Raw genomic sequence first — 26,548 nt, forward strand, 5'->3', positions numbered from 1 at the left:
GTTGCAGTGTGACCCGATCGGGGGAATTCGTGCGGGCGTTGCCTTCCAACGGCCGAGCCGCGAACGCCTGCTCCGCTGACCCCCGTGCCGGGCGTGGACTCAGGCGCCCGCGCCCGGGCATGGGGTTACCGGAACGCCGCGTCGAGGATCGGGAGCAGCTGCTCCTCCTCGTAGGTCAGGTGGCGCTCCAGCTCCTCGATGAGCCGTTCGACGTCGAGGAGCACCTGCCCAGGTCCTGCGTCGACGGCGACGATCACCTCGCGCAGCTCGCCGAGCAGGGCCGCGATCTGCTCGTGCTCGGCGCTAAGCCGGTCGACGGTCGGGGTCAGCTCAGGCACAGCCCTGGTGAGCATCGGGAAGATCGCGGCATCCTCACCGGTGTGGTGCACGTGCAGTCCATGGCAGACGGTCAGGCAGTTGACCCGCAGCTGTGCGCCCAACCGAGGGCCGGACGCGGCGATCTCCTTGCGCACCAAGGCGAGCTCGCGCCGGAACGCGTCGTGGATCAGCATCAGTTGCGCGCTGGGGGAGGCCGCGTTCGGCGGCCCGCCGGCCGACCGGCGGAGGGCGACCACCGGGAGCGTCCTGGACGTGCCGGCCTGGTAGGCGGCCCAGCCTGGGTCGGCCTCGACCGCGCGGGCGAACGCCTCGTCCCGTTCGTCGCCGGTCAGCACGACGGCGTCGGCCTGGTAGGTGAAGACGCCGTCCTCGACGGTGACGCTGGGATTGGCCACCAGGTTGTGGAACCAGGCGGGGTGCTTCGGCGCGCCGCCGGACGAGGCGATGACGAGGATTCGCTCGCCGCCGTCGGGCAGGAAGGCGAGCGGGTTCGTGTGCGGCCGGCCGGATCGCGCTCCCGTGGTGGTCAGCAGGATCAGCCGGCCTCCCTCGAACGGACCGCCAACGCGCCCGTCGTTGGCGCGGAATTCGTCGATGACCTGCTGGTTGAAATCGTTGGGCATACGGGTTTTCCTTCTCCGAACTCAAGTGGGGTGGCCCGTTTTTCGGGCATGGCGAACAGACGTCCCGTTGACAGCGCGAATGCGGTCAGGACGTGTGGGTGAGGTGCGAAGGGGCGCGCCGGCCACTCGACCAACAAAGGTCGGCTCGGCCCGCGACAGCAACGGCGTTCGACGCCGTCAGGAAGGTGTGGAATCGCGCGAAGTGCGCGGATACAACGGGAGGCGGCCCTCGGGCCAGCCCGGGGCTCACGCCTCGGCCGGGTGCCCCACTCGCTCTTGGCCCATGGCCGACCCGGCAGTCATGTCGTTAACCCTAATGCCCGCACCGCACCGAAGCAACGACGCAGACCAGAATGGTCTCGTGCTCGACGACCTCGACCGTGGCCTGATCCACGCACTGCACCTGGACGGCCGGGCGCCGTTCAACCGGATCGGCGCCGTGCTCGGCGTGTCCACCCAGACGGTGGCGCGCCGCTACCGGCGGCTGCGCGCCGATGCGGCGCTGCGGGTGGTCGGGCTCGCCGACCCGCACCGGGCCGGCCAGGCGCGGTGGCTGGCCAGGCTCACCGCCAGCCCGCACACTGCGCAGGAACTCGCCAACGCCCTGGCGCGGCGGCCCGACACGGCCTGGGTGAAGCTCGCCTCCGGCGGCACCGAGATCGTCGCGGTCGTGGACACCCCGACCGGGGCCGCGGCCGGGCATTCGTTGCTGCTGCACGACATTCCGCGCACCACCAGCATCACCTCGGTGTCCGCGCACTACCTGCTGCACACCTACCTCGGCGGCCCGACCGCCTGGCGCGGGCACACCAACGCCCTCGACGAGCAGCAGCAACGGCAGCTGCGGCCGCCGGCCAGGGTCGGCGAGCCGACGGCGAGGCAGGCGGTGACCGACGCCGACGAGGACCTGCTCGCGGTGCTCGGCCGCGACGGCCGCGCCAGCCAGGCCGACCTCGCCGAGGCCACCGGCTGGTCGCCGGCCACCGTCGCGCGCAGGCTGACCGACCTGCACACCGGCGGCGCGCTCTTCTACGACGTGGAGATCAGCTCGACGCTGTTCGGCGCGACCACCGAGGCCCTGCTGTGGATGGCCGTCACGCCGGCGCACCTCGACGCGGTCGCCACAGCCCTTGCCGCGCACGAGGAACTCGCGTTCGTCGCGGCGACGACCGGGCCGACCAACCTGGTGGCGCACGCGTTGTGCGCCGACCCGGCCGCGCTGCACCGCTACCTCACCCACCGCCTCGGCGCCCTGGACGCGATCCGCACCCTGGAGACCGCGCCCGTGCTGCGCACCCTCAAGTCGGCGGGCCCGCTCCTCCGTGCCTAGCCAGGCACACCCAACGTCAGGCACAGGGTTTCGGCGCGATTCGCATAGTGTGGCGCTCGTCGCCGACCCGCGACGACGCACGCAATCACCGACAGCAGAAGGACGCAGCGCTTGCGCACGCTCACCTACTACATCGCCGCCACCATCGACGGCTACATCGCCGACCAGCAGGGCGGTTTCGACTTCTTCCTGCCGTTCGAGGGAGAGGTCGCGGCGGCGATCCTGGCCGACTGGCCCGAGACGATGCCGGTGCATGCCAGGGGTCCACTCGGCCTGACCGACGTGCCTAACGCGCGGTTCGACGCCGTCCTGATGGGCCGGGGCACCTACGAGCCCGCCCTGGCCGCCGGCATCACCAGCCCCTACTCGCACCTGCGGCAGTACGTGTTCTCCCGGACCATCGACCAGCTCGACCCCGAGGTCGAGATCGTCTCGGGTGACCCGCTGGAGTTCGTGCGCGAGCTCAAGCGGCAGGAGGGCATGGGCATCTGGCTGTGCGGTGGCGGGCGGTTGGCCGGCGCGCTGCTCACGGAGATCGACGAGCTGGTCATCAAGCGGCACCCGATCGTCGCCGGGACGGGCATCCCGCTGTTCGACGGCCCCTTCGACCCGACCGGCTTCACCAGGGCGGCGGACCGGACGTTCGACTCCGGCGTGACATTCGAGACCTACACCAGGAACTGACGGGTCGGGGCCGTCCGTCGACAGCGCGGCGGGCGGCCCGCAGTCGCTGCGAACTCCGCCCGCCCTGGCCACTTCCTCCGCGCCTAGCCGGGCACGCCGAGCGTCAGAAAAGCGAACCCGAAGACGTCACGCGCACCGCGCAGCCAGATGGCGCGATGCGCGTCCACCCTGTCGCGCATCGCGTCGGCCTCGGGGTGGTCGCCGTTGGCCAGCAACCACTCCTCCGAACCGGCCAGGAAAAGGGACTCGAACTCCTCCCATTCGCCGCGGGTCGACGTCTCGATCCGCAGCGGGCGGAACCCGGTGGCGACGGCCGTGTCGACGAGGTCCGGCAGGAGCAGGCAGTCGTCGACGGTGATGCCGTCCCACATGTTCGCCAACTGCTCGGCCGTCGGGATCCGTTCCCAGATCTCGGCGGCGAACAACACGCGTCCACCGGGATTGACCAGCGAGCGGATCCCGGTCAGTGCGGTTTTGATGTCGCCGAACGCCTGGTACGCGCCCGAGCTGATGACGACGTCGGCATTGGCCAGGTGGTCCGCAACCGCTCCCTCGATGAAGGTCACGCGGTCGGCCAGCCCCCGGTCGGCCGCGTTGTGGCGCGCCCTGACCATGTCGGGCCCGAAGTTGTCGATGCCGGTGCCGCTCGCGTCCGGCGCGGCGGCCAGCACGCGCAGCAGCAGTTCGCCCCAACCACAGCCAAGGTCGAGCACGGTGGCCGGCTTCGTCGCGGCGAGGTCGGCGGCGAGCCGATCCGCGCGCTCGCTGGACAACGGCGAGTTGAAGGTGAGTCTCGTGCCGGCTCCGAGGCCGTGCGGGTTCGTCATGGCCGGACCATAGGGGCGACGAACGGCATGATCCACTGGATTTCCGTGGTGGCACAAGGTGCACGCGCTAGAAGTTCGCCAGGTGCGGCCCGGCGACGGTGGCCAGCTCGGTGCGGTTGGTGACGGAGAGCTTGGCGTACACGTGCGACAGGTGGGTCTTGACCGTGCTGCGGCTCATGAACAGCCGCGTGCCGATGTCGGGGTTGCTCAGCCCCTCGACCGCCAGCCGCACCACGCTCTGCTCGGTCGGCGTGAGGCTGGCCCAGCCGCTGGTCGGCCGTCCTCGCTTGCCCCTGGCCCGCCGCGCGTAGGCGACGGCGTCGGGCAGCCCGAGTTCGCGGCCCTCGGCCGAGGCCGCGCGGTACGCCTCGTCGCCGAGCGCGGCCAGGAGCCCGGCCGCCACTTCGGGACGGTCGACCGTCCTCGGGTAGCCGAACTCGGCCCTGGCCCGGTCGCACGCGGCGAGCAGCCGCGTCGCCTCGGCGGGCGATTCCGACTGTGCCGCAAGAGCTTCGAGACTGTCCACACAGGACAACCAAATACCGTGGTCGGCGCGCAGCGCCAGCGCCTCGTGGTGCAGGCTCTCCGCCCTGGCCGGGTCGGTCGGCGCGGCGAGGAAGGCGAGCTGCGCCAAGGCGTCGGCGGTCACCCTCGGCATTCCGGTGCTCCTGGCGGCGGCGAGCGCGCGGTCGCAGGCCGAGGCCGCGCCATCGGTGTCGCCGGTGGCGCGCAGCGCGGCCGCCAACCCCGTCAACGTCTGCGGGGCAAGGTGTTCGTCGCCCGCGATGCCCAGCCAGTCCGTCTCCCGCCGGAACCACTCGACCGCCTCCGCCGGCCGGCCCGACCAGAGCCGCAGGAACCCCATGGCCCGCGCGAGGCCCGGCACGAACGGCGGCGGGTCCGCGCCCTCGACGAGCCGCACCACCGGGTCGAGCACCGCGCACGCCTCGGCCAGCCGCCCGGACAGGCCGACCACGGTCGCGAGCGTGCTGGTGGCCGATCCGACCCGGTGGTGGTCCGCCAACGGCAGCGCGGTCCGGACCGCGTCGGCGGCGAGGTCGCGCGCCGCCGCCAGGTCGCCGGCGCAGAGCGCGCTGTCGGCCAGGAAACCCAGGGCGGTCGACGCGACCCCGCGATCCCCGCGCCGGACCAGCCCGTCGACGGCCTCCCGCAGCACGGGCACGGCCTCCTCGTGTCGGTCGCGCAGGTGCAGGATGATCCCGAGCAGCGCGGTCGCGCCGTCCGCGACGAAGCCGTCGCCGATCTCCCTTGCCTGGCTCCCGGCCTCCTCGGCGAGCGCCGCCGCCCCGTCGAAGTCCTGGAAGAACCCGCCGACCGCGCGGAGCAGCCGCGCCAGGCAGGCACTGCGCGCGTCGTCGACCTCGGTCGCGATCTCCAGCGCGGCCTGCGCCGCGTCGTAGGTCAGCCCGGCAGGGCGGGTGGTGTCGGCGACCAGCGCGAGGCCGACGAGCAGCCTGGCCTGGGTCGCGCTGCGCTCGGCCGCGCCGAGGTCGATGGCCCTGCGCAGGAACGCGAGCCCGTCGTGGCCGCGCCCGTTGAGGTGCCACAGCCACGGCAGGGCCGCGGCGAGCGCCCGGCCGCGCGCCGGATCGGCCGTCGACAGGCCGAGGTCGAGGGCGGCGCGCAGGTTCTCCTGCTCGGCCCCGACCGCCTCGCGCCAGGCGTCCTTGTCCCGGTCCAGCAGCGGGGCAAGGTCCTCGACGAGCGCGAGGAACGCGTCGAGGTGCCGGTCCGCGACGGCCTCGCGTTCCCCTGCGGCGGCCAACCGCGCTGCGGCGTACTGCCGGATGGTCTCCAGCATCCGATACCGCGCCACGCGGCCCCTGGTGTCCGCGCTGACCAGCGACTTGTCGACCAGCCTCCGCAGCCCGCCGAGCACGTCCGTCCCGTCGAAGCCGCACACGCTCCGCGCGGTGGCCAGCGTGAAGCCGCCGTGGAAGACGCCGAGCCGCCGGAACAGCACGCGGTCCGCGTCGTCGAGCAGGTCGTGGCTCCACGCCATCGAAGCGGCGAGGGTCTGGTGCCGCGCCGCCACTCCGCGCGGGCCCCTGACCAGCAGCGCGAACCGGTCGTCCAGCCCGTCCAGGATCTCCTGCGCGGACAGTGTGCCCGACCACGCGGCCGCGAGTTCGATCGCCAGCGGGATGCCGTCGAGCCGGACACAGGCGGTGCGCACGGCGTCGCGGGCCTGGTCGGACTCGGCGACCCCGGTCGAGCGCGCCTCGAACAGCGCGACCGCGTCGTCGGCGGTCAGCGGCGGCACCCGCCACACGGACTCGCCCGCGACGCCGAGCGGCTCGCGGCTGGTGGCCAACACCGTCACGCCGGGGCAGGCCCGCAGCAGCCCGGCGGCCAGCTCAGCGGCGGCGGCGAGCACGTGTTCGCAGTTGTCCAGGCACACCAGCATCCTGCGGTCGCCGAGCTGCCTGCCCAGCGCCGGCAGCGCGCCGTCGCCGGGGGTGTGGAACAGGTCCGCCGCGGCGGCCAGCAGCTCGGGGACGGCCGCCGGGTCGCTGGTGGCCGTGAGGTCGACCCAGCAGACGCCGTCCGGCCACCGGGTCGCCGCGCGGGACGCGGCCTCGACCGCAAGCCGGGTCTTCCCGCAGCCGCCGGGGCCGACGACGGTGACCAGTCTCGTGTCGCTCAGTGACCCGGCGATCGCGCTGAGTTCCACAGCGCGGCCGACGAACGCCGTGAGCTGCGTCGGCGGGGTGTGGCGCGCAGGATCGGTCGGCATGGCCGCCAAGTCTGCCAGCCGGGCATCGGCCAGGCGCGGTCTCGACAGTGGCCACCTGGCCGATATTCCGCGCCCCGGCCGGCGGCAGAGTTCGGGGTGTCCACAGCGGACCACCGAAAACGACAAGAGGAGCACATCATGGGCAAGGTCATCGCCAACATGTCGATGTCGCTGGACGGCTTCATCGCCGACCCCGCCGACGGGATCGACCACCTGTTCGGCTGGATGGGCAACGGCGACGTCGAGGTCCCCACCGCCGTCGACTGGGCGACGTTCCGGATGTCGCCGGCCAGCGCGGAGTACATGCGCGCGGCCCTGTCCAGCGTCGGTGCGCTCATCGCGGGCCGGCACCTGTTCGACATCACGCACGGCTGGGGCGGCACGCACCCGGTCGGTGTGCCGATCTTCGTGGTGACCCACAAGGAGCCGGCCGACTGGCCGCACACCGACACGTTCACCTTCGTCGACGGCGTCGAGAAGGCGGTGGCACTCGCCAAGGAGGCCGCGGGCGAGAAGAACGTCGTCGTCGCCAGCGCGAAGATCGCGCAGCAGTGCCTCGAAGCCGGGCTGCTCGACGCGATCCACGTCGACCTGGTGCCGGTCGTGCTCGGCGACGGCGTCCGCTGGTTCGAGAACCTGCGGGGGACGACGCGGCTGGGCAACCCGACGGTGGTCGAGGGCAACGGCGTCACGCACCTCGCCTACCCGGTCGTGCGGTGACCGTCGGCGACGAGCGGGCGGCGCGTCGCGTGCCCGGTATGCTGGTCTCGACCGTGACGGCGTTTGTCAAGCCACCAGGAGAACCAGCTTTGGGCGAGGGACGCCAGCACGCGGCGCCCGTCTCGGGCGAGTACCGCGACAGCCTGCGAGCAGACTGCGCCAGCTGTTTCGCGCTGTGCTGCGTCGCGCCGGCCTTCTCGGCCTCGACCGACTTCGCGATCGACAAGCCGGCCGGGAAACCGTGCCCCAACCTCGGCGCGGACTTCGGCTGCACCATTCACGACAGCCTGCGGCAGCGGGGTTTTCCCGGGTGCACCGTGTACGACTGCTTCGGCGCGGGCCAGCGGATCGCCCAGGTCACCTTCGGCGGGCAGGACTGGCGGAGTTCGCCGCGCCTGGCCGCGCGGATGTTCGAGGCGTTCCCGGTGATGCGAAACCTGCACGAACTCCTGTGGTATCTCAGCGAGGCGCTGACGCTGTCGCCGGCAAGGTCGGTGCACGGCGAGCTGCGGAAGGCGCTCGAGGAGATCGAGCGGCACACCCACAGCGACCCGGAAACCCTGGTGCGACTGGATGTCGACGCGCTCCGCCGCGAGGTCAACCCGCTGTTGTCGCGGGCGAGCGAGCTGGTGCGCGCCAGGGCCAAGCGCAGGGGCGCCGACCACCGGGGCGCCGATCTGATCGGGCGCGACCTGCGTACCGCGAACCTGCGGGGCGCGAACCTGCGCGGCGCCTACCTGATCGGCGCGAACCTCGGCGGCGTCGACCTGAGCCTCGCCGACGTCATCGGCGCGGACGTCCGTGGCGCGAACCTCGGCGGCGCGGACCTCACCAGGACAATTTTCCTGACCCAGTCGCAACTGGACGCGGCCAAGGGCGATCTCGACACGAAGCTGCCCGCGTCGCTCACCGCGCCGAGGCACTGGCTGCCCTCGGCCGCCGGGCGCCGCGATCTCGGCCTAGACCCGGCGTGACACTCCTGCCCCCTTGGCGGCCGTCGCCGACGGCGCTAGCGTCGGCGGTCAACCGTTGGGACGGCGGGAAGGTGGACTGTCATGGGCAGTGCGGCGACCAGGGCGGCGGTGGATGCGGCCGTCGAGGCGATCGCCTCGGCGCGCGCGACGCGGGGCACGACGTGGGCGCGGCTCGCGGAGCTGCTCGGCAAGCCGCCGGTGTGGACCGTCGCGGCGCTCCAGGGGCAACACCCGTTGGACGCGGCGGAACTCGCGGTGATCGCGGAGGAACTGGGGATCGCGCCGGAGGTTCTCGCGCCGCTGCAACGGCATCCCACCCGTGGTGCGCTCGACTCCTCGGTGCCGACCGATCCGACGGTCTACCGCCTCTACGAGGTGCTTGCCGTGTACGGCCCCGCGATCAAGGAACTGATCCACGAGCAGTTCGGCGACGGCATCATGAGCGCCATCAACTTCCGCCTCGACGTCTCCCGTCGGCCGGATCCCGGCGGCGACCGGGTCGTCATCACCCTGGACGGGAAGTTCCTGCCCTATCAGTGGTGACCGCCCGCCCGCGATCAGGGGCGACCGGTCGCTCGTGCCGGACCGGTGGGCAGTGACGGCGAGCGAACCGACGGCCGACGGCGCGGTCGGACCGTCCCGCTTGCGCCGGATTCTCCTTGTCCTGTGCGGAGTCGCGCTCGGCCTGCTCGCCGCGCTGACGCTCGTTCGGCTGACCGGGCTGGACTCCGGGACGGTCCTCGCCATGCCCGTCGCGGGTTTCCCGGTCGCCTCGGCCGGCACCGTGCTGCTGCTCGCCGCGCTGCTGGCGGCGCGGTCGCGCCGGCTGGCGCTGGCCGCCGCCGTCCTCGTCGTCGTGCAAGTCTGTTGCCTGGCACCGAGATTCGTGCCGTCCGGCCAGGACGTGCCGGCCGCCGCGCCGAGGCTGCGCGTCGGCACCAGCAACACCCACGTCGGCCGGGTCGACCCCGCCGCGCTGGTCGAGCTGGTGCGGTCGGAGCGGCTGGACGTGCTCGCCGTGCAGGAGCTGACCGCCGACGGCGTGCGCGCCCTCGACGCGGCCGGGCTGCTGGACCTGATGCCCTACCGCGAACTGCACCCTGAGGTCGACTCCTCGATCTACTCGCGGCTGCCGCTGGCCAACGGCGGCCTCCGCCACCTGCCGACCACCTGGCCGCAGACCGCCGCCGAGGTGACGGTCGGCGGGCGGACGGTGCGCCTGGTGGCCGTGCACACCTACTATCCAGCTGGCGATCCCGACCGCTGGACCAGGGACATGACGGCGCTGCGCGCCGAGGCCGGGCCGGACGCCGTGGTGCTCGGCGACTTCAACGCCACCCTCGACCACGCGCCGATGCGCGCGCTGCTGGACGCAGGACTCGTTGACACGCATGCGGAACTGGGCCGCGGCTGGGCGCCGACCTGGCCCGCGGACGGCGCGTTGCCGCCGCTGCTCCAGCTCGACCACGTGCTGCACGGCTCCGGCCTCGCCGGCGTGTCGGTGCGGGAACAGACGCTGCCCGGCACCGACCACCGCGCGGTCGTCGCGGAGCTGGCCGTCCGTTAGTACAGGGTCCGGTCAGCCCCAGGGCTGCTTGCTCATCAGCGACTTCACGTTCGCGGAGTAGGCCGTCTCGACGGTGTGGCCGCCGGCGAACGTGACGGCGGACGGGCCCGCGTTGTAGGCCGCGATGACGGCCGTCAGCAGGTCCGAGTTGGTGATGTCGTAGTGGTAGCCGAAGTAGTTCTCGCCGAAGTAGGCGATGAGCCATTCCAGGTACTCGGCGCCGATGGCGGCGTTGCCGGCGAGCGTCTTGAAGTCGTAGGGGGTGCCGAACCGCTGGTTCATCCACGACGCGGTCGGGGCCATCACCTGCATGGTGCCGACGCCGCCGTCGCAGGCGACGATCGCGGACTGCCAACCGCTTTCCTGCCAGGCGATCGCCTGGATCAGCGCGGCGGGGACGGTGACCTTCGCCGGCGGCCCGAGCGTCGGGGTCGCGGGCGGCGGGGCCGTCGAGCTGCTGCCGTCGGCCGGGGGCGGCGGGTCGACGGCCACCAGCGGCGGGTTCGACGCGCCGGACCAGTACTGCTGCGCGCCCGCGGCGAGCAGCGCCGAGTTGACCTCGGAATGGCTCGCGTTGGTGCCGGAGTAGCTCGGCGCGCACCCGGGCACCGGGGCGGGGTGCGGGGCGGGCGGCACCGGCACGGCGACGGCGTGCGCGGTCGGCGCCGGCATCGGGGCGGGGGTGACGGGCTTCGGCGCGACGACGGTCCCCGGGGTGTTCCGCGTCGTCGGCGCGGTGGTGGTGGTCGGCGCGGCGGAGGAGACGGTCGTCGTGGTGGTCGGTGCCGACGAGCCGGTCGAGGCGCTGGACGGGGGCTGCGTGCTGCTCGGCGCTGCGGTGTTCTGCGCGAGCGTCGCCGAGGCGTCGCGGCCGGTGGTCGCGACCAGCGCCCAGACGCCGGCCGCCGCGACGACCGCCGTCGCCGCGCTCAACGCGGTCAGTCTGGCCCGCTTGGACATCCTCATCGTCCGCCCCCATTGCTCGTGCCGCGCGTGCGCGGACGGGCCGACGCTACACGCGCGACGGCGGCGGGTTCGGCGTTTTCGCCGGGCGCGACGGCACAGGTGAAAGCCACGAAGGCATGGATTCATCTCAGTTGACACGATTGGAGCAGCGTCGCATACTCGGTCTCAACTGAAATGTATGCGGTACTGATCTCGAGTTCACGGTGGCTTATGACAGCGATAGTGGGAACCCGTTCGATGGTGACCGAGGGCGTGGCCGAGCAGGCGCGGCGCCTGCGTCAGGTGACCGCGGCCCTCGCGTGGCAGCCCGACGCCCAGCTGTCCTACCTGCGCAACCTCGGGCCCGCCGCGCTCGTCGACGAGCTCGCGTTCCGGTTCGAGGACGCCTATCTCGCGCTACCGGACCTCCGCCGGCACGGGCTGGTGTCCGACGACGCCACCTGGCTGCTGGTCGCGATCGACACGCAGTTCGAGGCGATGAGCAACGGCCGCATCTCGCTGTGGTCGGAGAAGTCCCTTGTCGCGTCGGCGGAATGGCAACGCATCCGGCATCTCGCCAGGCAGGCCGTCACCCTCCTGGCGCGGCAGTGCGCCGACACGGAGGACTGACCAGGGAATCGACGAGGCCGGGCACCATCCACAGTGGACGATGCCCGGCTTCGCTTGTCAGAGCGGCGACTCTGACCACATGGCGTCAGCCGGCAGCACGGCTTCGGCCAGGGGTGTGGTGCGCCAGCCGGCGCGTTGTCGGTGCGGGGTAACGGATCAGAAGCCCATGACGTCGAGGGTCAGCGTTGCCGCGCCGACCACGCCGATCAGGCCGGCGCTGAGGGCGACCCGGCCGGCCGGCCCGCCGGTCTTCGCCGCGGCCCGCCAGTAGAGCACCGTGCCGACCAGCATGATGCCTCCCTCGATGACGGCGGTCAGCAACGGGTACTGCCACAGCCCGAAGCCCATCCTCGGCAGGTTGCCGAGATTTCCCGGCAGCACCGGCATGTCCGACCGGTGCACCAGCAGGTCGAGCACCCAGTGTGAGAAGACAACCGCGCCGATCACGGCGCCGGACTTCCTGCCCCACCAGCGCGCCGCGAGCAGCCCGGTGACCGCCGCGATGATCAGCGCGCCGACCAGGGAATGGGTGTAGTCGGCGTGGATGATCGCGTCACCGTACCCGCCGTTGGTGCCTGGCACCGGGTCCATTCGCTCGACCTTGAGCAGCACCAGCGGCACGAACCAGACGTCCAGCCACACCGTGGCCAGCATCAGCGCCCACAGCGGCACCTGGCGCTGGCTGGACTTCACCGCGGCCGCGAGCCCGAAGTGCCCGGTGATCACGACTTGTCCGATCGGGCGGAGGGCCAGGGCAGCTTGGCGTCGATCGCGCCGACCAGCGCGATGAACAAGATCGCCCCCAGGAAGAATGACACGGAGAACTCCAAGGTGTGTCGGGATATGCGGACCTGCGCCGCCGTTCCGCGAACCTCAGCCGTCGAAGGCGTCGCGGAGGAAGGGCAGCATGACCCCGGCCGTGCGGTCGGGGAACTCGGAGTGCGGGTAGTGGCCCGCGTCCTCGATGAGCCTGGCCTCGCAGTCGAGCATGCGGGCCTGGAGACCGGCCTCGGCGGCCGGATCGGGGAAGTAGGAGTCCTTGGCGCCCATGACGACCAGGGCGGGGCAGTTCACCGACCGGCTCCACCGCTCACCCTCGGTCATCGGCCCGAGCAGCATGGCGGCCAACGCCTTCCTGCGGCCGGGCTCGGCCAGCGTCGCGGCGAGAACGGCGCGGTACTCGGCCAGATCGGCCGGCGGCGCGCTCGGATGGGCGCGGCCGTACCCGGCGACCCACAGCCGGGGCGAGGCCGCGAACGCCCGCGTCAGCAACCGCAGCACCGGACCTTTCGGCGTACTGCGGACAAAGGCGTTCATCGGCACGATCCCGGCGACCAGCGTCGGCGCCTGCGCGGCCGCCCAGACGACCGCCCCGCCGGCGTAGGAGTTGCCGACCAGCACGGCCCGCCCGCCGTCGAGGTGTTCGAGCAGGGCGATCACGTCCAGCCCGACCGCCGTCTGCGAGTACTCGTTCCAGCCGGTGGTCGACTCGCCATGTCCCCGCAGGTCCATCGTGGCCACCCGGTATCCGGCCAGCTCCAGCGCAGGCCGTAGCAACCGGTAGCTCTGCCTGCGGTCGCCGAGGCCGGGCAGCAGCACCACGAGCGGACCGTCGGTTCCGGTGTCGTCGTAGGCGAGCTGCCCGCCTGGGACGGCGAGGAAGCGGGTTTGTGGCACGCCATGACGCTAGGCGCGGGGTGCCGCCGCCGGTATCGGACGACGTACTGGTGCCGACCGACGTACTGGTGCCGACCGACTGATGGGAAACTCGGGGTCCGCGCGGCCCCGGTGTTGTTAACTTTGCTTGTGCTGTACGGCCGGATGGCGGAGACCCAGGAGATGGATGGCCTACTGGCCGATGCTCGCTCCGGTCGAAGCGCGGCCATGGTGATCCTCGGCGAACCGGGCGTCGGCAAGTCGGCGCTGCTGGCGCACGCGGCCGGCGTGGCCAATGCGGCCGGCGGCATGCGGGTGCTGCGCGCCGCCGGTGTGCAGAGCGAGTCCGAGCTGCCCTTCGGCGCGCTGCACCAGCTGCTGCGGCCCGGCCTCGACCGCCTCGGCGTGCTGCCGGAGCCGCAGGCCACCGCGCTGCGCGGCGCGTTCGGGCTGGTGCCCGGCGGGAACCGGGACCGCTTCCTCGTCGGCCTCGCCGCGCTGTCCCTGCTGGCGGAGCTGGCCGGCGACGGCCCGCTGCTGTGTCTCGTCGACGACGCGCACTGGCTCGACCGGGCGTCGGCGGACGCGCTGCTGTTCGCCGCCCGCCGCCTGGACGCCGAGGGTGTCGTGCTGGTCTTCGCCGCCCGCACAGGGGGATTCGCCGGCGAGGGGCTGCCGCGCCGCGAGCTTGGCGGGTTGGACCGGACGGCGTCGCGCGCCCTGCTCGACGGGCACGCACCCGGCCTGCCGCAGCTGGTCAGGGACCGGGTGCTGGCCGAGGCCGGCGGCAATCCGTTGGCACTGCTCGAACTTCCCGCGATCGCCGGCCGCGCGCGGACCATGACGATGGAGCCGTTGCCGCTGCCGCACCGGATCAGCGCGGCCTACCTTCAGCAGGTCGCCGCGTTGCCCAAGCGCACCAGGACGTTCCTGTTGGTTGCGGCGGCGGAGGAGTCCGGCGACCTCGCGGTGACGCTGCGCGCCGCCGCGTCGCTCGGCGTGCGGCCGGACGCGGTGGAGGCCGCCGAGCGCGCCGGGCTCGTCGCGGTCGGGCACCTCTCGGTGACGTTCCGGCATCCCCTGGTGCGCGCCGCCGCCTACCAGGGCGCGACCTCGGGTGAGCGCCGCGCCGCGCACCAGGCCCTCGCCGAGGCGCTCGTCGGCGAGCCGTCCGCAGACCGCCGCGCGTGGCACCTGGCCGGCGCCGCGCTCGCTCCGGACGAGGGCATCGCCGCAGGCCTGGCCCGCACCGCGGAACGGGCCCGCGAACGCCTCGGCTACGCGGCCGCGGCGGCCGCCTTCGAACGGGCCGCCACGCTCACCCCGGATCGCCGGACGCGGGCAAGGCGGCTGATCGCGGCGGCCGAGTCGGCCACCGACGCCGGCCGCCCGGACGCGGCGGCCGTCCTTGCCGACGAGGCGAGCAGGCTCGGGTCCGATCCGCTGTGCGCGGCCAGGCTGGCGAGCGTGCGCGCGCAGATCGCCAGCGAACGCGGCGAACTCCGTGCGGCGCACGAGATCCTGGTCGCCGCGGCCGAACCGGTGGCCGGGTTCGACGTCACCCTGGCCGCGTCGATGTTGATGGAGGCCATCAGGTTCGCCTGGGCCGTCAGCGTGTCCGACCTGGTCGTGCACGCGGCCGGCCGGCTCGGCGCACTCCCGGCGCCGCCGGGCGCGTGGACCGGGCTGCTGATCCGCGCCGGCGGGGCGCTCGCGGATCTCCTTACCCACCAGTCGGAACACGCGTTGGGGCCGTTGGCCGAGCTGGTCGCGTCGGCGCGCCGCGCCGGCTCGGTCGCGCCGGAGATCCGCCGCTTCGCCTGCGGGGTGGCGTTGGTGGTCGGCGACCTCGACGCGGCGCACGAGATCGCCTCGACGCTGGCGCAGGAGTGCCGGGCGGGCGGCGCCATCCGCTGGCTGACCGCGATCCAGGCGAGCCTTGCGGTGGCGCAGGTGCAGCTGGACCACTTCGAGGAGGCGGCGGCGACCTCGGCCGAGAGCCTGCGGCTCGTGGCGGACACCGGCCAGCCGCACCGCGTCGCGCACCTGAGCGGCCTGCTCGCGTGGATCGCGGCCGTGCGCGGCGACGAGGAGCGCTGCCGCGAGCTTGCCGACCAGGCGCTGTGGCACGCCACCGTGGACGGCTACCAGGCGGGGTTGCTGCGCGCGCACGGCGCCCTCGCGATGCTGGAACTCGGCCTCGGCCGGTTCGACGCGGCGCTGGAGCAGTGGGATTCCGTGCCGGGGGGCCTGCTCGCGCACACCTACGTCGTGAGTTGGTTCGCCGCCAACGAGATCGAGGCCGCGGTGCGTGCGGGACAGCAGGCGAGGGCGGGGGAGCTGCTGGCCAGGTTCGCCGCGTGGGCGCACGTGCTCGGCCAGCCTGCCGTGCACGCCGAGGTGCACCGCTGCCGCGCGCTGACCGGCCCTGCGGAGCGGGCCGAGGGGCACTACACCGAGGCGCTGCGGCTGCTCGCGGACGGTGGTCGGCCGTTCGCGACGGCGCGAACCCGGGCGCTGTACGGGGAATGGCTGCGCAGGGCGCGGCGCAAGACCGAGGCGCGCGGGCAGCTGCGTGCCGCGCTCGCGCTGTTCCAGCAGCTCGACGCGACCCCGTGGGCGGATCGGGCGCGCGCCGAGCTGCGCGCCGCCGGCGAGGCCGCCGCGCCGGGGTCCGACCGACCCGACCGGCCGGATCCGGCGAGCGCGACGGGACTGCTGAGCCTGTTGACGCCGCAGGAGGCGCAGGTGGTGCGGCTGGCCGCGACGGGGGCCACCAACCGGGACATCGCAGCCCAGCTGTTCCTGAGCCCTCGGACCATCAGCCACCACCTGTACCGCGCGTTTCCCAAGCTGGGCGTCGCGTCCCGCACGGAGCTGGCCCGACTGGATCTCGCCGGCCCATAACTGATCGGCGGCTTGCGTCGGTGGGGTTGACGCTGTGTCAGCGCGGTTCTACCCTCAGCGTCGATAGTAAGGAAAGTTTACAAACGATGTTGTGGCTCGGCCCCAGCTGGTTCAGTGCCAGTTGGTTGAGTGCCAGCTGGTTCAGTGCCAGACGGGACCGAGCCCGCGAGAGGGAGCCGCCGACCTCCGCCTGACCCGGGCACCACTCCGTCCCGACCCTTGCCGGGGCGGCGATGCACGTGTGCGAGGAGGAGTACATGTCACCGAAACTCGTCCGGTTTCTCACCTTCGGCATCATGACGGCGTTGCTGGTGTCGCTCGCCCTGGTGCGGGACGCCGCCGTCGGCGGGGCCGACCAGGCCGCCGCCGCGACGCAGGCGCACAGCAGCACGGCACGCTTCTACGTCACCCTGTACGGCTTCGTGGACAACTCGCCGCCGAGCGCGATCATCTCCAACCCGGTGATCCACAGCAAGGCCGGTGGCACGGGCACCTACAAGGACCCGGTCACCTTCGCCACCGACACCCGCGAGGAGAAGCCCGGCACGATCGTCTACTACGCCTACCTGAAGAAGTACTTCATCATGGAGGACACCTGCACCGAGTGCTCCAAGGACTGGAGCGGCGGAGGCAACGGCGACAACCCCGTGCCACCGCGCAACGGACACCGCTGGCGCATCGACCTGTGGGCGGGCGGCGACAAGAGTTCCCTGCACGAGCCGGACAAGTCCGCCCTGCTCGACTGCGAGAACGCGCTGACCCAGGACGCAGGCGGCGACGTCACCCTCAACCCGCCGAGCACCCTCACCGTCGACACCACGCCCATCTACAACAAGCAGACCCGCCAGTGCTACACGCCGTGACACCACGGACCCGGTCCTCGCGCGGGGCCGGGTCCGCCCCGCGGTTCGCGGCAGCGATCACCATCCTGTTGTGCGGCGCGTGTTCCAGCGCGTCGCTCGCCGCGCAGGACGCGGCCCCCGCCGGTCGGCCGGCCCCGGCGGACACCGCCGTGCTGACCCAGAAGAACGAGCCGACCAGGACGGGCTGGAACGCGCACGAGACGGTGCTGAACCAGTCGACCCTCGACCCGGCGCACTTCGGCAGGCGCACGTCCTATCCGGTCGACGGCGCGATCTACGCGCAGCCGCTGTTCGTGCCCGGCCTGACCGTCGACGGCGGCACCCACAACGCGGCGATCGTGGCGACCGAACACGACTCCGTCTACGCGTTCGACACCGACGCGACCGGGCAGGCGCACGCGCCGCTGTGGCGCCGATCCCTGCTGCCGCAGGGCGCGCGGCCCGTGTCAGCCGAGCACGACGTCACCTGCGCCGCGATCTCGCCGGAGGTCGGCGTCACCGGAACGCCGGTGATCGACCCCGCGACGCGCACCCTCTACGTCGTCGCGACCACCCGCGAGGACAAGGACATCGTGTACCGCGTGTACGCGCTCGACCTCGACACCGGCCGCGATCGCGTTGCCCCGGCCCTAATCGAGGCCGCCGCGCCGGGCACCGCAACCGACGCGACCGACGGAAGGCTGACGTTCACCCCGCGCTTCGAGCAGCAACGCATGGGCCTGCTGTTGCTCGGTGGCGTCGTGTACGTCTCGTTCGCCTCCTACTGCGACGAGGATCCCTCGCACGGCTGGATTCTCGGCTACCGCGCGAGCGACCTCGGCCGCGCGATCGTCTACATCGACAGCCCGGACGCCGGCAGCAGCGGGAAACGCGCGGGCGGGGGCGGCCTGTGGGAGTCGCAGACCGGCCTCACCGCCGACGCGGCTGGCTCGATCTACGTGGTGACCGGGAACGGGCCGTTCGACCTGGACACGGGCGGCGCCAACGGAGGCAACAGCCTGCTGCGGCTCGTGCCGGACGGCGGCACACTCAGGCTGGCCGACTACTTCGCGCCGTTCGACCAGGCGTGCCTCAACGACCACGACCAGGACCTCGGTTCCGGCGCGCCGCTGCTGCTGCCCGGTGCCGGCGAACTCCTGTTCGTCGGCAAGGACGGCAGGTTCTACGTCACCAGCACGGCCCGGCTCGGCGGTCACCAGGTCGTCGACCAGCCATGCGGCGCGGCCAGGTCGCGCACCGACGTGGACCTGATCACTCAGGAGTCGCCAAACCAGACCGTGCAGGGCGGTGTCTGGGGCTCCGAGACGGCCTGGACCGGCGGCGGGCACACCTACGTCTACACCGCCGGTGTCGCCGACCACCTTGCGGCGTGGGAACTCGTCGGCGGCCGGGTGGTCCTGTCGGCCACCGCGCAGGCGCCGGAGGAACTCGCCTATCCCGGCGGGATCCCCGTGCTGTCCAGCGATGGAGACCGGCCGGGCACCGCGATCCTCTGGCTGGTCGGGCAGGAGTCCGGCGGTCCGGCGCTGCGCGCCTACGACCCGGCCGACGTGTCGCGCGAGCTGTACGGCAGCGAGCAGCGCCCGGCCCGCGACCGGCTCGGCAGCTACACCAACTTCACTGTGCCGACTGTCGCGGCCGGCCGGGTTCTCGTTGGCACCAAACAAACCCTGGACGTCTTCGGCCCGCTGCCCTAGCCGGTCCCTTGCCCTCGCCGGCCCGTTGCTCTAGCCGGCCCGCTGTCCTCTAGCTGGCCGGCACGGTCGCGCGCGGCAGGAGGGACCCAAAGTGCTCGGCGACCAGATCCGCGACCGCCTCGGCGTCCCGCGAGCCGTCCACCACGATCACCCGGACGCCGTGCCGCTCGGCGGCGCGAACGGCGTCCTCGGCGACCAGCCGATCGCGTTCGAGCTTGTTGCGCAGCGCCCGGTCCGGGTCGCTCAGCCCCCGCCCGATCATCGTCGCGCGCGGCAGGTCGCGAAGCTGCCGCTGGCGGAAGTCCTCGGTGGGGACCATGACCACCATCCGCCGCGCCGCGTCGCAGACACCGGCCACCAGCTCGGGCCGGAGCCCCCACCCCTCGGCCAGCACGGGACGCGGCGAGGCCAGCGGCCGCAGGTCGTCCAGGGCCCACTCGAACCGGGTCGGGAACCCGGCAAGGGTCTCGGCGACCATCTCCTCGGGTGTGGTGTTCACCCAGCTGTCCTCGAGGCCCGGCCCGTCCGGCGGCTGACCGAGTCGAACCCGCCGCGCGATTCGCCGGTCGTTGTGCCCGCGCGCGTCGTGGTAGTCGTAGTGGTAGGCCGTGATTCCGTGGCGGAAGGCGAGAATCTGGGCCACCGTTGATTTCCCGGCCCACTGGCCGCCGCCGATCCACAGCGCGCCGTGCAGGGTGCCGAAGGGATCCGAAGCCACGGCGGAGAGTCTCCCCTTTCTCCTGCCGTGGCGCGGTGCGTTCGGGCGGATTCACCCGCACCGCGAAGGTCCCCGCCGGTCGACGCCCTCGCGGCTAGTCGACGTCTCTGGTGCCGATCGCAGTGGCGCGACCAAAAACCGGTACCAGGCTCGGGTCGTTGAACGCCGTGATGCGGGCGATCCGGCCGCCGGTCAGGGTCAGGACCTGCACGCCGTATGCCTCGTACCGGCCGTCACCCGCGTGTTTGTGGAAGACGATGGCGGGCTGGCCGTTGGCGCGGGTCGGCGTCGCCCGCCACAGGCCCCTGCGCAGCACGCGCGTGGCGAGGAAGCCGACGACGGCCCGCTGCCCGGTGAACCAGGTCGGCGTCGGCGGCATCTCCAGCTCGACGTCGGCCCGCAGGAGGTTCGCCAGCGCGCCGGGGTCGGCCCTGGTGAACGCGTCGACGTAGCTGTCGAGGAGGTTCCGCTCGGCCTCCTCGTCCGGCTCGACCAGCTCGTCCTCGACCGGCCCTGCCTCGGCCAGGTGGGCGCGGGCGCGCCGCAGCGCGCTGTCGACCGCGGCGGCCGTCGTGTCCAGCAGCTGCGCGACCTCGGCGGTCCGGAACGCCAGCACGTCCCGCAACGTCAGCACGGCGCGCTGCCTGGCCGGCAGGAGCTGGAGCGCGGCGATGAACGCGAGCCGCACCCCAGCCCTCCCGGCCACGATGGTCGCCGGGTCGCCTGCGCCGAACAGGGCGTCGGGCGCGGGCTGGAGCCACGGCATCGACGGCTCGCGGGGCGCCACGGCCACCCGGTGATCCTCCGAGGGCGCGCCAAGCCCCGACGGGAGTGGCCGCCGCGACCGCGTTTCCAGTGCCGTCAGGCAGGCCATGGTGGCGATCTTGTACAGCCACCGCCGCACCGACGAGCGGCCCTCGAACCCGTCGAACGCACGCCACGCCCGCAAGTAGGTTTCCTGCACCAGGTCCTCGGCGTCGTGGATCGAGCCGAGGAGCCGGTAGCAGTGCGCGAGCAGTTCCGGCCGGTACGGCTCGGCCAGCACGGAGAACTCGACATCCGACGGCATCGCTGCGTCTCCCGAGGGTGCGGTGCGGCTCACTGTAGGTGACTCAGCCGATCGGGCGCAGTCCGGCGCCGCTGCCCTGGTATTCCGCCGCGCTGTCGGGGTCCGAGGCGAGTTCCACGACTGCCTTGGCGACCTGGTCCGGGGTGAGGATCGGCTGCCGGCCTTCGACGAACGTGGCCTCGTCCACGCCCTGGCGCGCGGCGTAGCCCGCCACGGCGGCCGAGCCGATGCCGGTGTTCGGGGTCATCTGCGGCAGCAGCGTGACGAACCGGATGCCCAGCCCGGCGCGCTCCGACTCGTCGGCCGCGTACCCGCGGAGGTACCGGATGGCGGCCTTGGCGCTGGCGTAGCCGCCGCTGAGCGGGGATCCGCCGAGGACGGCCCCGCTGGACATCGACACGACGGCGCTGCCCGGCGCGAGCGGCTCCAGCAGTGCCGCTTTGGTCCAGGCGAACACGTGCCTGGTGTCGGCGTGCCAGTTGCGGCTGAACGTATCCCAGGTCTGTTCGTGCACGGGCGCCAGGAGCGGCGTGGCCCCGGCGTTGAGGACGAGCAGGCCGGGACGGTGTTCGCGGATCACCGTCTGCGCGAGCGTTTCGTCGGTGGCGTCGGCGGCGACCGGGGTGAAGTTCTCGCCGAGTTCGTCGCGCACGGCGAGCAGGCCCTGCTCGCCGCGGGCGATGCCGACGACGTGGGTTCCGGCGGCGACGAGCGCGGCGGCGAGCGCACGCCCGAAGCCACGGCTGGCGCCGGTGACGACGGCGGTCTGGATGGGAGCAGACATCGGACACCCCTGGGGTGGTGGTCGGGTTCGGTCCGTATCAAGACCAGTCGCGGGTCGTAAACCCGTCGCCCCAGAGACAGTGACGTGTGTCATATCTGATGACCCCGCACGCACACCGCCCCGAACCGGATGCGCGATCAGGATTCGTCGATCAGCCGCTGGATCCACCGCGTCGAGTCCTCCGGGCTCAACGCGAGCGTGGCGAGGTGACGGAAGAGACGGCAGGCGGAGGCGGTGCGGTCGGCGTCGTCGAGGTAGGTCTCGCCCGCGAGATGGGGGATGCGGAGCAGGGCGTGGTCTTCGGGTTCGGGGAGCGCGAGGAGGTGGAAGCTGCCCTTGCGGCCGTCGTGGGGTCCGGCGGCGCGCGGCAGGACCTGGACGGTGATGTGCGGGCGTGCGGCCAGGTCGAGGATGTGACGGAGCTGGGCGCGCAGGACTGTGTTGTCGGACAAGGGAATCGTGAGCGCTGCTTCGTCGATGATCGCGTGGTAACCGCGAGGGTTGCTGTCGGTGAGTCGCCGTTGTCGGTGCAGCCGGACGGCGATGGTGCGGTCGTCGGGTTGGCCACGATGCGAGTTGGCGCGCAGCGCGCGCATGTAGGGCTCGGTCTGGAGTGGTTCGGGGATGAGGCCGAGTTGGTATTCGCGGACCAGGATCGCGTCGTGTTCGATGCCGGCGAAGTGGGTGCGGGGGAGTCCGTAGGTGCGCCACCAGCCGCGTTGTCGGTTGTGGTCGAGCTGACGGATGTAGGGCTGCCAGTCGTCGTAGAGGAGGCCGTAGACGTCGAGGAGCGTGGTGAGTTCGTGGTGGGTTGGAGGTTGGCCGCGTTCGATGCGATTGAGTTTGTCGACGTCGATCTTGGTGCGGACGGCGGCTTCGGTGGTGTCGATGCGTGCCTGTTCGCGGAGGTTTCGGAGTGAGCGGCCGAACTGTCGTTGCTGGTAGGTGTGTTCCAGCTTCGTGCGCGGTTCGCCCGTCATGAGGTGTGTCCGGCGAGCGCGGGGTGCGGCGGCAGGCCCTCCAGGCGGCGCCATTCGCCGTCGCAGCTCCAGCACGTGGTCTTGTGTGGTTGGTATTCGGGGAAGACGCGGAAGTCGGCGCGGGTGAGCGTGAGGCGTTGTCCGCAGAGGGTGTTGATGTCCTCGTCGGGTCGAGGTGGGAGTGGGTAGTCGGCGAGGCTGATGGCGTGGAGGCGGCCGTCGGCCTCCTGCCATGCGTGGAGTGGGGTCATTGGTGCACCTTGCGGTGTCGGCCGCGCGCGGGTGTGGGGCGATCGGCGAGGACGAGTCGGATGGCGTTGTCCCGCAGGCGGTGTTGCCTGCGGATGTGGGTCCACTCGATGACGACGGCTGCGATGGCCAGCTGGGCCACGAACCCGATGGTGATCAGCACTATGGCGGCTTCGGCGGACACGATTCACCTCCAAGTTGGGGATCGGCGAGGCTGGGATCGAGTGGAGTCCGGCGACTCGGTGATAATTTGGAGCGTACGCTTTGTACACTCCAAATTGCGCTTGCCGAACGGATGAATCCAAACGCTCGCGCCGCTACGGAGGGTGGCTAAGGTGATCGCGTGGCGGTAGGCACGACTCGTGGAAAGCGGCGGCTGGGGCGGTTCGTCAAGCCCATCCGGCTTCGTTCCGGGCTCGACCCGAAGGATGTGGCGCGTGAAGTGGAGTGTGCTTCGCAGACCGTGACGCGGCTCGAAGGCGGCGTCTCACTGCCTCGCCTCCACCTGTTCATGGCGATCCTGGGCGTCATTGGTGCGACGCCCGATGAGCGTCGGCAGGCCCGTCAACTCTGGGACGTGGCCGATGTCGATGCGGCGGTGATCGAACGAGTGGCGGACTTCCCCGTGAAGTATCAGCGGTTTCGGCTCGACGAGACCGAGGCAGTCACGGAGCGCACCCTTGACACCGTGATCGTTCCGGGTCTGCTTCAGACGCCTGGATATGCCGCAGCGCTTGCAGTCGGCTCGCGCCTGCTGAACCGCTCGGAAGAGCGGGAGCAGCGTGCCGCAGCAGAACGACGCGAGCGCCAAGAACTGCTGCATCGCGTGGGACGACCGCTCGTGCTTCACTCGATCCTCGGTGAAGCAGCAGTCCGCAACCTGGTTGGTGGCGCAGCTGTCATGAGGTCCCAGCTTGATCATTTGCTGACGGCCGCAACGCTACCGAACGTCACGATCCAGGTGGTTCCGTTCGAGTTTGGCGCATACGGACCGATGTCTGGTCCGATCACGCTTCTCACGTTTCCGGAAGACGACGAGCCGGACGCAGCGTATTTGGAGTATGTGGCAGGTCTGGAAACGGTTGAGGATCCAGAAGACGCCGTAGCACTATCAACAACCTGGAACGAGATCGCCGCTGCCGTGCCGTCGCCTGATGAGTCGGCGGAGACGATCAGGGCAGTAAGGGATGCGGTGTAAGGAACGATGATCGACTACCCGACATGGCGCAAGAGCAGTCGTAGCAGTAACCAGACCACGTGCGTGGAGCTGTCCGTGAGCGTCGAGCTGACCAGCATCCGCGATACCAAGAACCGCAACGGCGGCACACTCGCCTTCGCGGACATGCCCTACCAGGTGTTCTTGAACGCCATCAAGGCAGGCCGATTCGACCGCTGAACCACCTCAACCAGGTGACGGAGGATCTCATGAGCGAGCGACGCAGCCGCTGGCGTAAGTCGAGTCGCAGCGGCGGGACTAACGGCAACTGCGTGGAGATGACCTTCCATCAGTGGCGCAAGAGCAGTCGAAGCAACTCTCAGAGCGCATGCGTCGAGGTGGCGCACGTCCCAACCACAGCGGCCATCCGCGACTCGAAGAACCCGGACGGCCCGATCCTGGCGATGAGTCACACCGAGCTGACAGGGTTCGTGGCCGCGATCAAGGCCGGCCGCTTCAACAACTGAACCACCCCAACCACACCAGGGCCGGTGCAACAACCTCGTTGCACCGGCCCGCCCCTCACCTTCGACCTAGCTGGGCTCGAGTTCGCCCGTCCACGCCTCTCGCTCCTTCTTCCTCGGGTCGTGCACGAGCAGGTGCTCCGCCTTGTTGTCGTGGCTGAACGACATGACCGCGCGATCCTCGACCTTGTACTGGTCCCAGCCGAGCGTGCCGGTCTTCGCGAACTCCACCCACGTCCGGTGCATCGTGTCCGCCAGTTCCTGCGGCGGCGTCGGGCCCGTCATCGCCTTGCTGTCCTCCAACGACAACGTGTCCCACACGAACGCGATCTCCAGCGCGTGGCACGCGCCAAGCGCGGTGTTCACCGTGTTGGGCACGACGGGCGACCGCCAGCCGAACTCGTACACGTGCGTCGCCGCCTGCGCGTTCGCCCTCGCCTCGGCCACGCGATAGCTCGGGATCCGGAACATCCGATCGGTCAGCACCGCGCACGCGATCGTCGCCGGGGTCGGCCTCGGGTACGGCCTCGACGGGTTCGGCAGCAGGTACCGGTACTTGTTGTACGTCCCGTCCGGCACCCCGTATGCCCCCAACCGCAGGCGGAACAGGATCTCCTCCGACCAGTACACCAGGTCCGTCGGCACCACGAACAGCCGGAACTCCTCGGTGTTGGTGCCAAGCAACAGTTCCACGTCGTGGCCCTTGCCGCCGGCTATGGCGTCGATCGGAGCCTTGGTGAGCAGGTCGTTGTCGATCACCGGCATGAACGACATCCCGCAGGACGCGATGGTGGTCGCGCCGTACTTCTTCGGGTCGGCCGTCGTGGTGATGGCCGCGCTGATCTGCGCCTGTGCCCCGATGATCTCCTCGGGATCGAGCTTGGCGAACGCCTCGGCGGTCGGCTCGACGTCCAGCTCCGCCGCGACCGCCTTGGTGACGAGCTGCGCGTCGTCGGCCGACTGGGCGATGTGTCCGGTCGCGCTCTGCGCGATCACCCTGCGGAACAGGCCGAGATCAAGCGACAGCAGCGTCATCGCGCTCATCCCACCGGCGGACTCGCCGAACAGCGTGACGTCGCCGGGGTTCCCGCCGAACTCCTCGATGTTGTCCCGCACCCACTCCAGCGCGAAGATCTGGTCTCGCAGCCCCCGGTTCGCCGGCACGGGCGCGTCGGGCAGATAGCCGAACCCCTCCACCCCGAGCCGGTAGTTGATCGTCACGCACACCACGCCGTCGCGGGCGAAGGTCGCGCCGTCGTACGCGGTCACGGCTGAGGATCCGGTGACGAACGCGCCACCGTGGATCCACACCAGCACCGGCAGCCGCTCGCCCTTGACGTCGGGTGTCCACACGTTGAGGTTGAGCCATTCCTCGCCCTCGATGGAGGGATCCGGCATCAGCTTGCCCAGCTCGCCCTTGATCTCCGGCTTCGGCGCCGTCGGCCCGAACTCGTACGCGTCGCGCACGCCGTCCCACCCCGGATGCGCGACCGGCGCGCCGAACCGGTTCGCCCCGATCGGGGCGGCGGCATAGGGAATGCCGAGGAACCGGGTGACACCGTTCTCGGCGATCCCGGCGACCGTTCCGTAGCTGGTCCTGACGACTGTCGTATCTGTGGACACGTCACACTCCTAGAGCGCGTTGCGGCACGGGCCGGTCGCGACGTCGTCCGGATTAGGTGGTCGCGACCCAATCCAGATGATCGGCACGTTCCGTAGTGGACTGACTACGGAGGATGTCCGAACCATCTCGGCAAAGACCGCAGTCGTTGGATCCGCTCCGCCGGGCAGACGGCGGTGTACGGCCTCCATCCGTTGCGCGACAGGCGGATCCAGCGTCGGGCGGATCCAGCGTCGGGCGTCCGGCTCGGCGCAGGGGAGTCAGGTGGTGCGCAGGGCGGTCAGCTCGTGCGCGAGGTTCCGTCGCGCCGCCGCATCCCAGCGGGCGCGGGCGGGTTCGGTCGCGTACAAAGGATTCCTGGCCGCCAGGTCGGCCAGCACGCTCGACCGTCCCGCCGCCCACGCCGCGTCGTCGAACCGCGCGTACTCGGCGCGCACCGCGAGTCGATAGCGTTCGTAGGACTCCGGATCCGCGCCGAGCACGGCCAGGTCGGCGTCGAGCAGCACCAGCGCGCGCAGATCCTCCGGCGCGGCCCGGTGCGACAGCGTGGCCAGCACCAGCCGCTCGACCTCGGCCACGTCGTCCTCCGCGACTCCCGCTTCGGCGAGGTGCCGCCGCGCCCACTCGGCGCTGCGTCGCTCGTCCGTGCCCGGTTCACCGTCGTAGACGACGTCGTGCGCGCAGGCCGCGAGCGTGACCAGCGCGCGGTCCCGTTCGCCGAGGCCGAGGTCCGCAGCGAGGCCGGCCGCGTCGCGCGCCACGGCGAGCACGTGTCCGGTGTCGTGGTACCGGCGGTGCGGCTCCGCGTACCGGCGCGTCAGGTCCGCGCCGGACCCGGCCGCCGCCTGCTCGGCACCGCCGACCAGCGGCACCGCCCGAGCCCACAGTTCCCCTGGTGTGGCCACACCCCATGGTCTCAGCCGAGCT

27 protein-coding genes are annotated in these 26,548 nt (G+C 71.7%); 13 read left to right on the plus strand and 14 right to left on the minus strand.

Annotation, left to right across the window (positions count from 1 at the left end; genetic code table 11):
* Positions 1 to 125 precede the first annotated feature (125 nt).
* Positions 126 to 962 carry a nitroreductase/quinone reductase family protein gene (locus F0L68_RS28175; RefSeq protein WP_149852856.1) on the minus strand — a complete coding sequence of 279 codons (837 nt, stop codon included), beginning with the start codon at positions 960 to 962 and terminating at the stop codon, positions 126 to 128.
* A 361-nt stretch (positions 963 to 1,323) separates the two neighbouring features.
* Here F0L68_RS28175 and F0L68_RS28180 point away from each other — a divergent pair, with 361 nt between their 5' ends.
* Both F0L68_RS28180 and F0L68_RS28185 read left to right on the plus strand, forming a co-directional pair.
* Complete coding sequence (locus F0L68_RS28180; RefSeq protein ID WP_223199196.1) at positions 1,324 to 2,292, plus strand: Lrp/AsnC family transcriptional regulator; 969 nt, start codon at positions 1,324 to 1,326, stop codon at positions 2,290 to 2,292.
* 111 nt (positions 2,293 to 2,403) lie between these two features.
* On the plus strand, positions 2,404 to 2,976 hold the full coding sequence (locus F0L68_RS28185; protein ID WP_149852858.1) for a dihydrofolate reductase family protein: 573 nt from the start codon (positions 2,404 to 2,406) through the stop codon (positions 2,974 to 2,976).
* A gap of 83 nt (positions 2,977 to 3,059) precedes the next feature.
* Here the strand turns inward: F0L68_RS28185 and F0L68_RS28190 are convergent, their stop codons facing one another.
* Both F0L68_RS28190 and F0L68_RS28195 read right to left on the minus strand, forming a co-directional pair.
* Positions 3,060 to 3,803 carry an SAM-dependent methyltransferase gene (locus tag F0L68_RS28190; protein ID WP_149852859.1) on the minus strand — a complete coding sequence of 248 codons (744 nt, stop codon included), beginning with the start codon at positions 3,801 to 3,803 and terminating at the stop codon, positions 3,060 to 3,062.
* 67 nt (positions 3,804 to 3,870) lie between these two features.
* Positions 3,871 to 6,561, minus strand: coding sequence for a helix-turn-helix transcriptional regulator (locus F0L68_RS28195; RefSeq protein ID WP_149852860.1), 2,691 nt, complete (start codon positions 6,559 to 6,561; stop codon positions 3,871 to 3,873).
* A 138-nt stretch (positions 6,562 to 6,699) separates the two neighbouring features.
* Between F0L68_RS28195 and F0L68_RS28200 the strand changes: the two genes are divergently transcribed.
* The 4 genes from F0L68_RS28200 (at position 6,700) to F0L68_RS28215 (ending at position 9,822) form a co-directional block, all read left to right on the plus strand.
* Positions 6,700 to 7,281: a dihydrofolate reductase family protein gene (locus tag F0L68_RS28200; protein ID WP_149852861.1), complete on the plus strand. Its 582-nt coding sequence runs from the start codon at positions 6,700 to 6,702 to the stop codon at positions 7,279 to 7,281.
* 89 nt (positions 7,282 to 7,370) lie between these two features.
* On the plus strand, positions 7,371 to 8,255 hold the full coding sequence (locus F0L68_RS28205; protein ID WP_223199197.1) for a pentapeptide repeat-containing protein: 885 nt from the start codon (positions 7,371 to 7,373) through the stop codon (positions 8,253 to 8,255).
* 81 nt (positions 8,256 to 8,336) lie between these two features.
* Positions 8,337 to 8,798: a cyanase gene (gene cynS / locus F0L68_RS28210; RefSeq protein WP_149852862.1), complete on the plus strand. Its 462-nt coding sequence runs from the start codon at positions 8,337 to 8,339 to the stop codon at positions 8,796 to 8,798.
* 52 nt (positions 8,799 to 8,850) lie between these two features.
* Positions 8,851 to 9,822, plus strand: a complete 972-nt coding sequence (locus F0L68_RS28215; protein WP_223199198.1) for an endonuclease/exonuclease/phosphatase family protein — start codon at positions 8,851 to 8,853, stop codon at positions 9,820 to 9,822.
* 12 nt (positions 9,823 to 9,834) lie between these two features.
* Here the strand turns inward: F0L68_RS28215 and F0L68_RS28220 are convergent, their stop codons facing one another.
* On the minus strand, positions 9,835 to 10,788 hold the full coding sequence (locus F0L68_RS28220) for a transglycosylase SLT domain-containing protein (RefSeq protein ID WP_149852863.1): 954 nt from the start codon (positions 10,786 to 10,788) through the stop codon (positions 9,835 to 9,837).
* A gap of 222 nt (positions 10,789 to 11,010) precedes the next feature.
* On the opposite strand from F0L68_RS28220, the gene F0L68_RS28225 reads away from it, so the two are divergent.
* A complete protein-coding gene (locus tag F0L68_RS28225) occupies positions 11,011 to 11,397 on the plus strand; it encodes a hypothetical protein (RefSeq protein WP_149852864.1) in 387 nt (128 codons plus the stop codon).
* Between the two features lie 156 nt (positions 11,398 to 11,553).
* Here the strand turns inward: F0L68_RS28225 and F0L68_RS28230 are convergent, their stop codons facing one another.
* Positions 11,554 to 12,123, minus strand: coding sequence for a permease (locus F0L68_RS28230; RefSeq protein ID WP_149852865.1), 570 nt, complete (start codon positions 12,121 to 12,123; stop codon positions 11,554 to 11,556).
* Positions 12,124 to 12,270: 147 nt separating this feature from the next.
* Positions 12,271 to 13,074, minus strand: coding sequence for an alpha/beta fold hydrolase (locus F0L68_RS28235; protein WP_149852866.1), 804 nt, complete (start codon positions 13,072 to 13,074; stop codon positions 12,271 to 12,273).
* 144 nt (positions 13,075 to 13,218) lie between these two features.
* On the opposite strand from F0L68_RS28235, the gene F0L68_RS28240 reads away from it, so the two are divergent.
* The 3 genes from F0L68_RS28240 (at position 13,219) to F0L68_RS28250 (ending at position 18,520) form a co-directional block, all read left to right on the plus strand.
* Positions 13,219 to 15,960, plus strand: a complete 2,742-nt coding sequence (locus tag F0L68_RS28240; protein WP_149852867.1) for an ATP-binding protein — start codon at positions 13,219 to 13,221, stop codon at positions 15,958 to 15,960.
* 257 nt (positions 15,961 to 16,217) lie between these two features.
* On the plus strand, positions 16,218 to 16,823 hold the full coding sequence (locus tag F0L68_RS28245) for a hypothetical protein (protein ID WP_149852868.1): 606 nt from the start codon (positions 16,218 to 16,220) through the stop codon (positions 16,821 to 16,823).
* Complete coding sequence (locus tag F0L68_RS28250; RefSeq protein ID WP_149852869.1) at positions 16,820 to 18,520, plus strand: hypothetical protein; 1,701 nt, start codon at positions 16,820 to 16,822, stop codon at positions 18,518 to 18,520. The genes F0L68_RS28245 and F0L68_RS28250 overlap by 4 nt, the downstream gene beginning before the upstream one ends.
* 49 nt (positions 18,521 to 18,569) lie before the next feature.
* Here the strand turns inward: F0L68_RS28250 and F0L68_RS28255 are convergent, their stop codons facing one another.
* From F0L68_RS28255 to F0L68_RS28280, 6 genes are all read right to left on the minus strand, one after another.
* Positions 18,570 to 19,238 carry a hypothetical protein gene (locus F0L68_RS28255; protein ID WP_149852870.1) on the minus strand — a complete coding sequence of 223 codons (669 nt, stop codon included), beginning with the start codon at positions 19,236 to 19,238 and terminating at the stop codon, positions 18,570 to 18,572.
* 94 nt (positions 19,239 to 19,332) lie between these two features.
* The gene (locus F0L68_RS28260; protein ID WP_223199199.1) at positions 19,333 to 20,340 is read right to left on the minus strand and encodes a sigma-70 family RNA polymerase sigma factor; all 1,008 of its coding nucleotides are present in this window, start codon (positions 20,338 to 20,340) and stop codon (positions 19,333 to 19,335) included.
* Positions 20,341 to 20,350: 10 nt separating this feature from the next.
* Entirely contained in the window at positions 20,351 to 21,091 is a 741-nt protein-coding gene (locus F0L68_RS28265) for an SDR family oxidoreductase (RefSeq protein WP_149852872.1), read from the minus strand.
* A gap of 137 nt (positions 21,092 to 21,228) precedes the next feature.
* Positions 21,229 to 22,071 carry a helix-turn-helix domain-containing protein gene (locus tag F0L68_RS28270; RefSeq protein WP_188316881.1) on the minus strand — a complete coding sequence of 281 codons (843 nt, stop codon included), beginning with the start codon at positions 22,069 to 22,071 and terminating at the stop codon, positions 21,229 to 21,231.
* Positions 22,068 to 22,322 carry an HC3 family zinc finger protein gene (locus tag F0L68_RS28275; RefSeq protein ID WP_149852874.1) on the minus strand — a complete coding sequence of 85 codons (255 nt, stop codon included), beginning with the start codon at positions 22,320 to 22,322 and terminating at the stop codon, positions 22,068 to 22,070. The genes F0L68_RS28270 and F0L68_RS28275 overlap by 4 nt, the downstream gene beginning before the upstream one ends.
* Positions 22,319 to 22,504, minus strand: a complete 186-nt coding sequence (locus F0L68_RS28280; protein WP_149852875.1) for a hypothetical protein — start codon at positions 22,502 to 22,504, stop codon at positions 22,319 to 22,321. The genes F0L68_RS28275 and F0L68_RS28280 overlap by 4 nt, the downstream gene beginning before the upstream one ends.
* A 159-nt stretch (positions 22,505 to 22,663) precedes the next feature.
* Between F0L68_RS28280 and F0L68_RS28285 the strand changes: the two genes are divergently transcribed.
* The 3 genes from F0L68_RS28285 to F0L68_RS28295 are packed head-to-tail and all read left to right on the plus strand — an operon-like array spanning position 22,664 to position 24,003.
* Entirely contained in the window at positions 22,664 to 23,518 is an 855-nt protein-coding gene (locus F0L68_RS28285; protein ID WP_149852876.1) for a helix-turn-helix domain-containing protein, read from the plus strand.
* A 6-nt stretch (positions 23,519 to 23,524) separates the two neighbouring features.
* A complete protein-coding gene (locus tag F0L68_RS44605) occupies positions 23,525 to 23,716 on the plus strand; it encodes a DUF397 domain-containing protein (RefSeq protein WP_149852877.1) in 192 nt (63 codons plus the stop codon).
* Positions 23,717 to 23,745: 29 nt separating this feature from the next.
* Positions 23,746 to 24,003 carry a DUF397 domain-containing protein gene (locus F0L68_RS28295; protein ID WP_149852878.1) on the plus strand — a complete coding sequence of 86 codons (258 nt, stop codon included), beginning with the start codon at positions 23,746 to 23,748 and terminating at the stop codon, positions 24,001 to 24,003.
* Positions 24,004 to 24,069: 66 nt separating this feature from the next.
* Here the strand turns inward: F0L68_RS28295 and F0L68_RS28300 are convergent, their stop codons facing one another.
* Entirely contained in the window at positions 24,070 to 25,623 is a 1,554-nt protein-coding gene (locus tag F0L68_RS28300) for a carboxylesterase/lipase family protein (protein WP_149852879.1), read from the minus strand.
* A gap of 258 nt (positions 25,624 to 25,881) precedes the next feature.
* The gene (locus F0L68_RS28305; protein WP_223199200.1) at positions 25,882 to 26,526 is read right to left on the minus strand and encodes an HD domain-containing protein; all 645 of its coding nucleotides are present in this window, start codon (positions 26,524 to 26,526) and stop codon (positions 25,882 to 25,884) included.
* Between the last annotated feature and the right edge of the window lie 22 nt (positions 26,527 to 26,548).

The sequence above is a fragment of the Solihabitans fulvus genome, assembly GCF_008386585.1.
Lineage (GTDB): Bacteria > Actinomycetota > Actinomycetes > Mycobacteriales > Pseudonocardiaceae > Solihabitans > Solihabitans fulvus.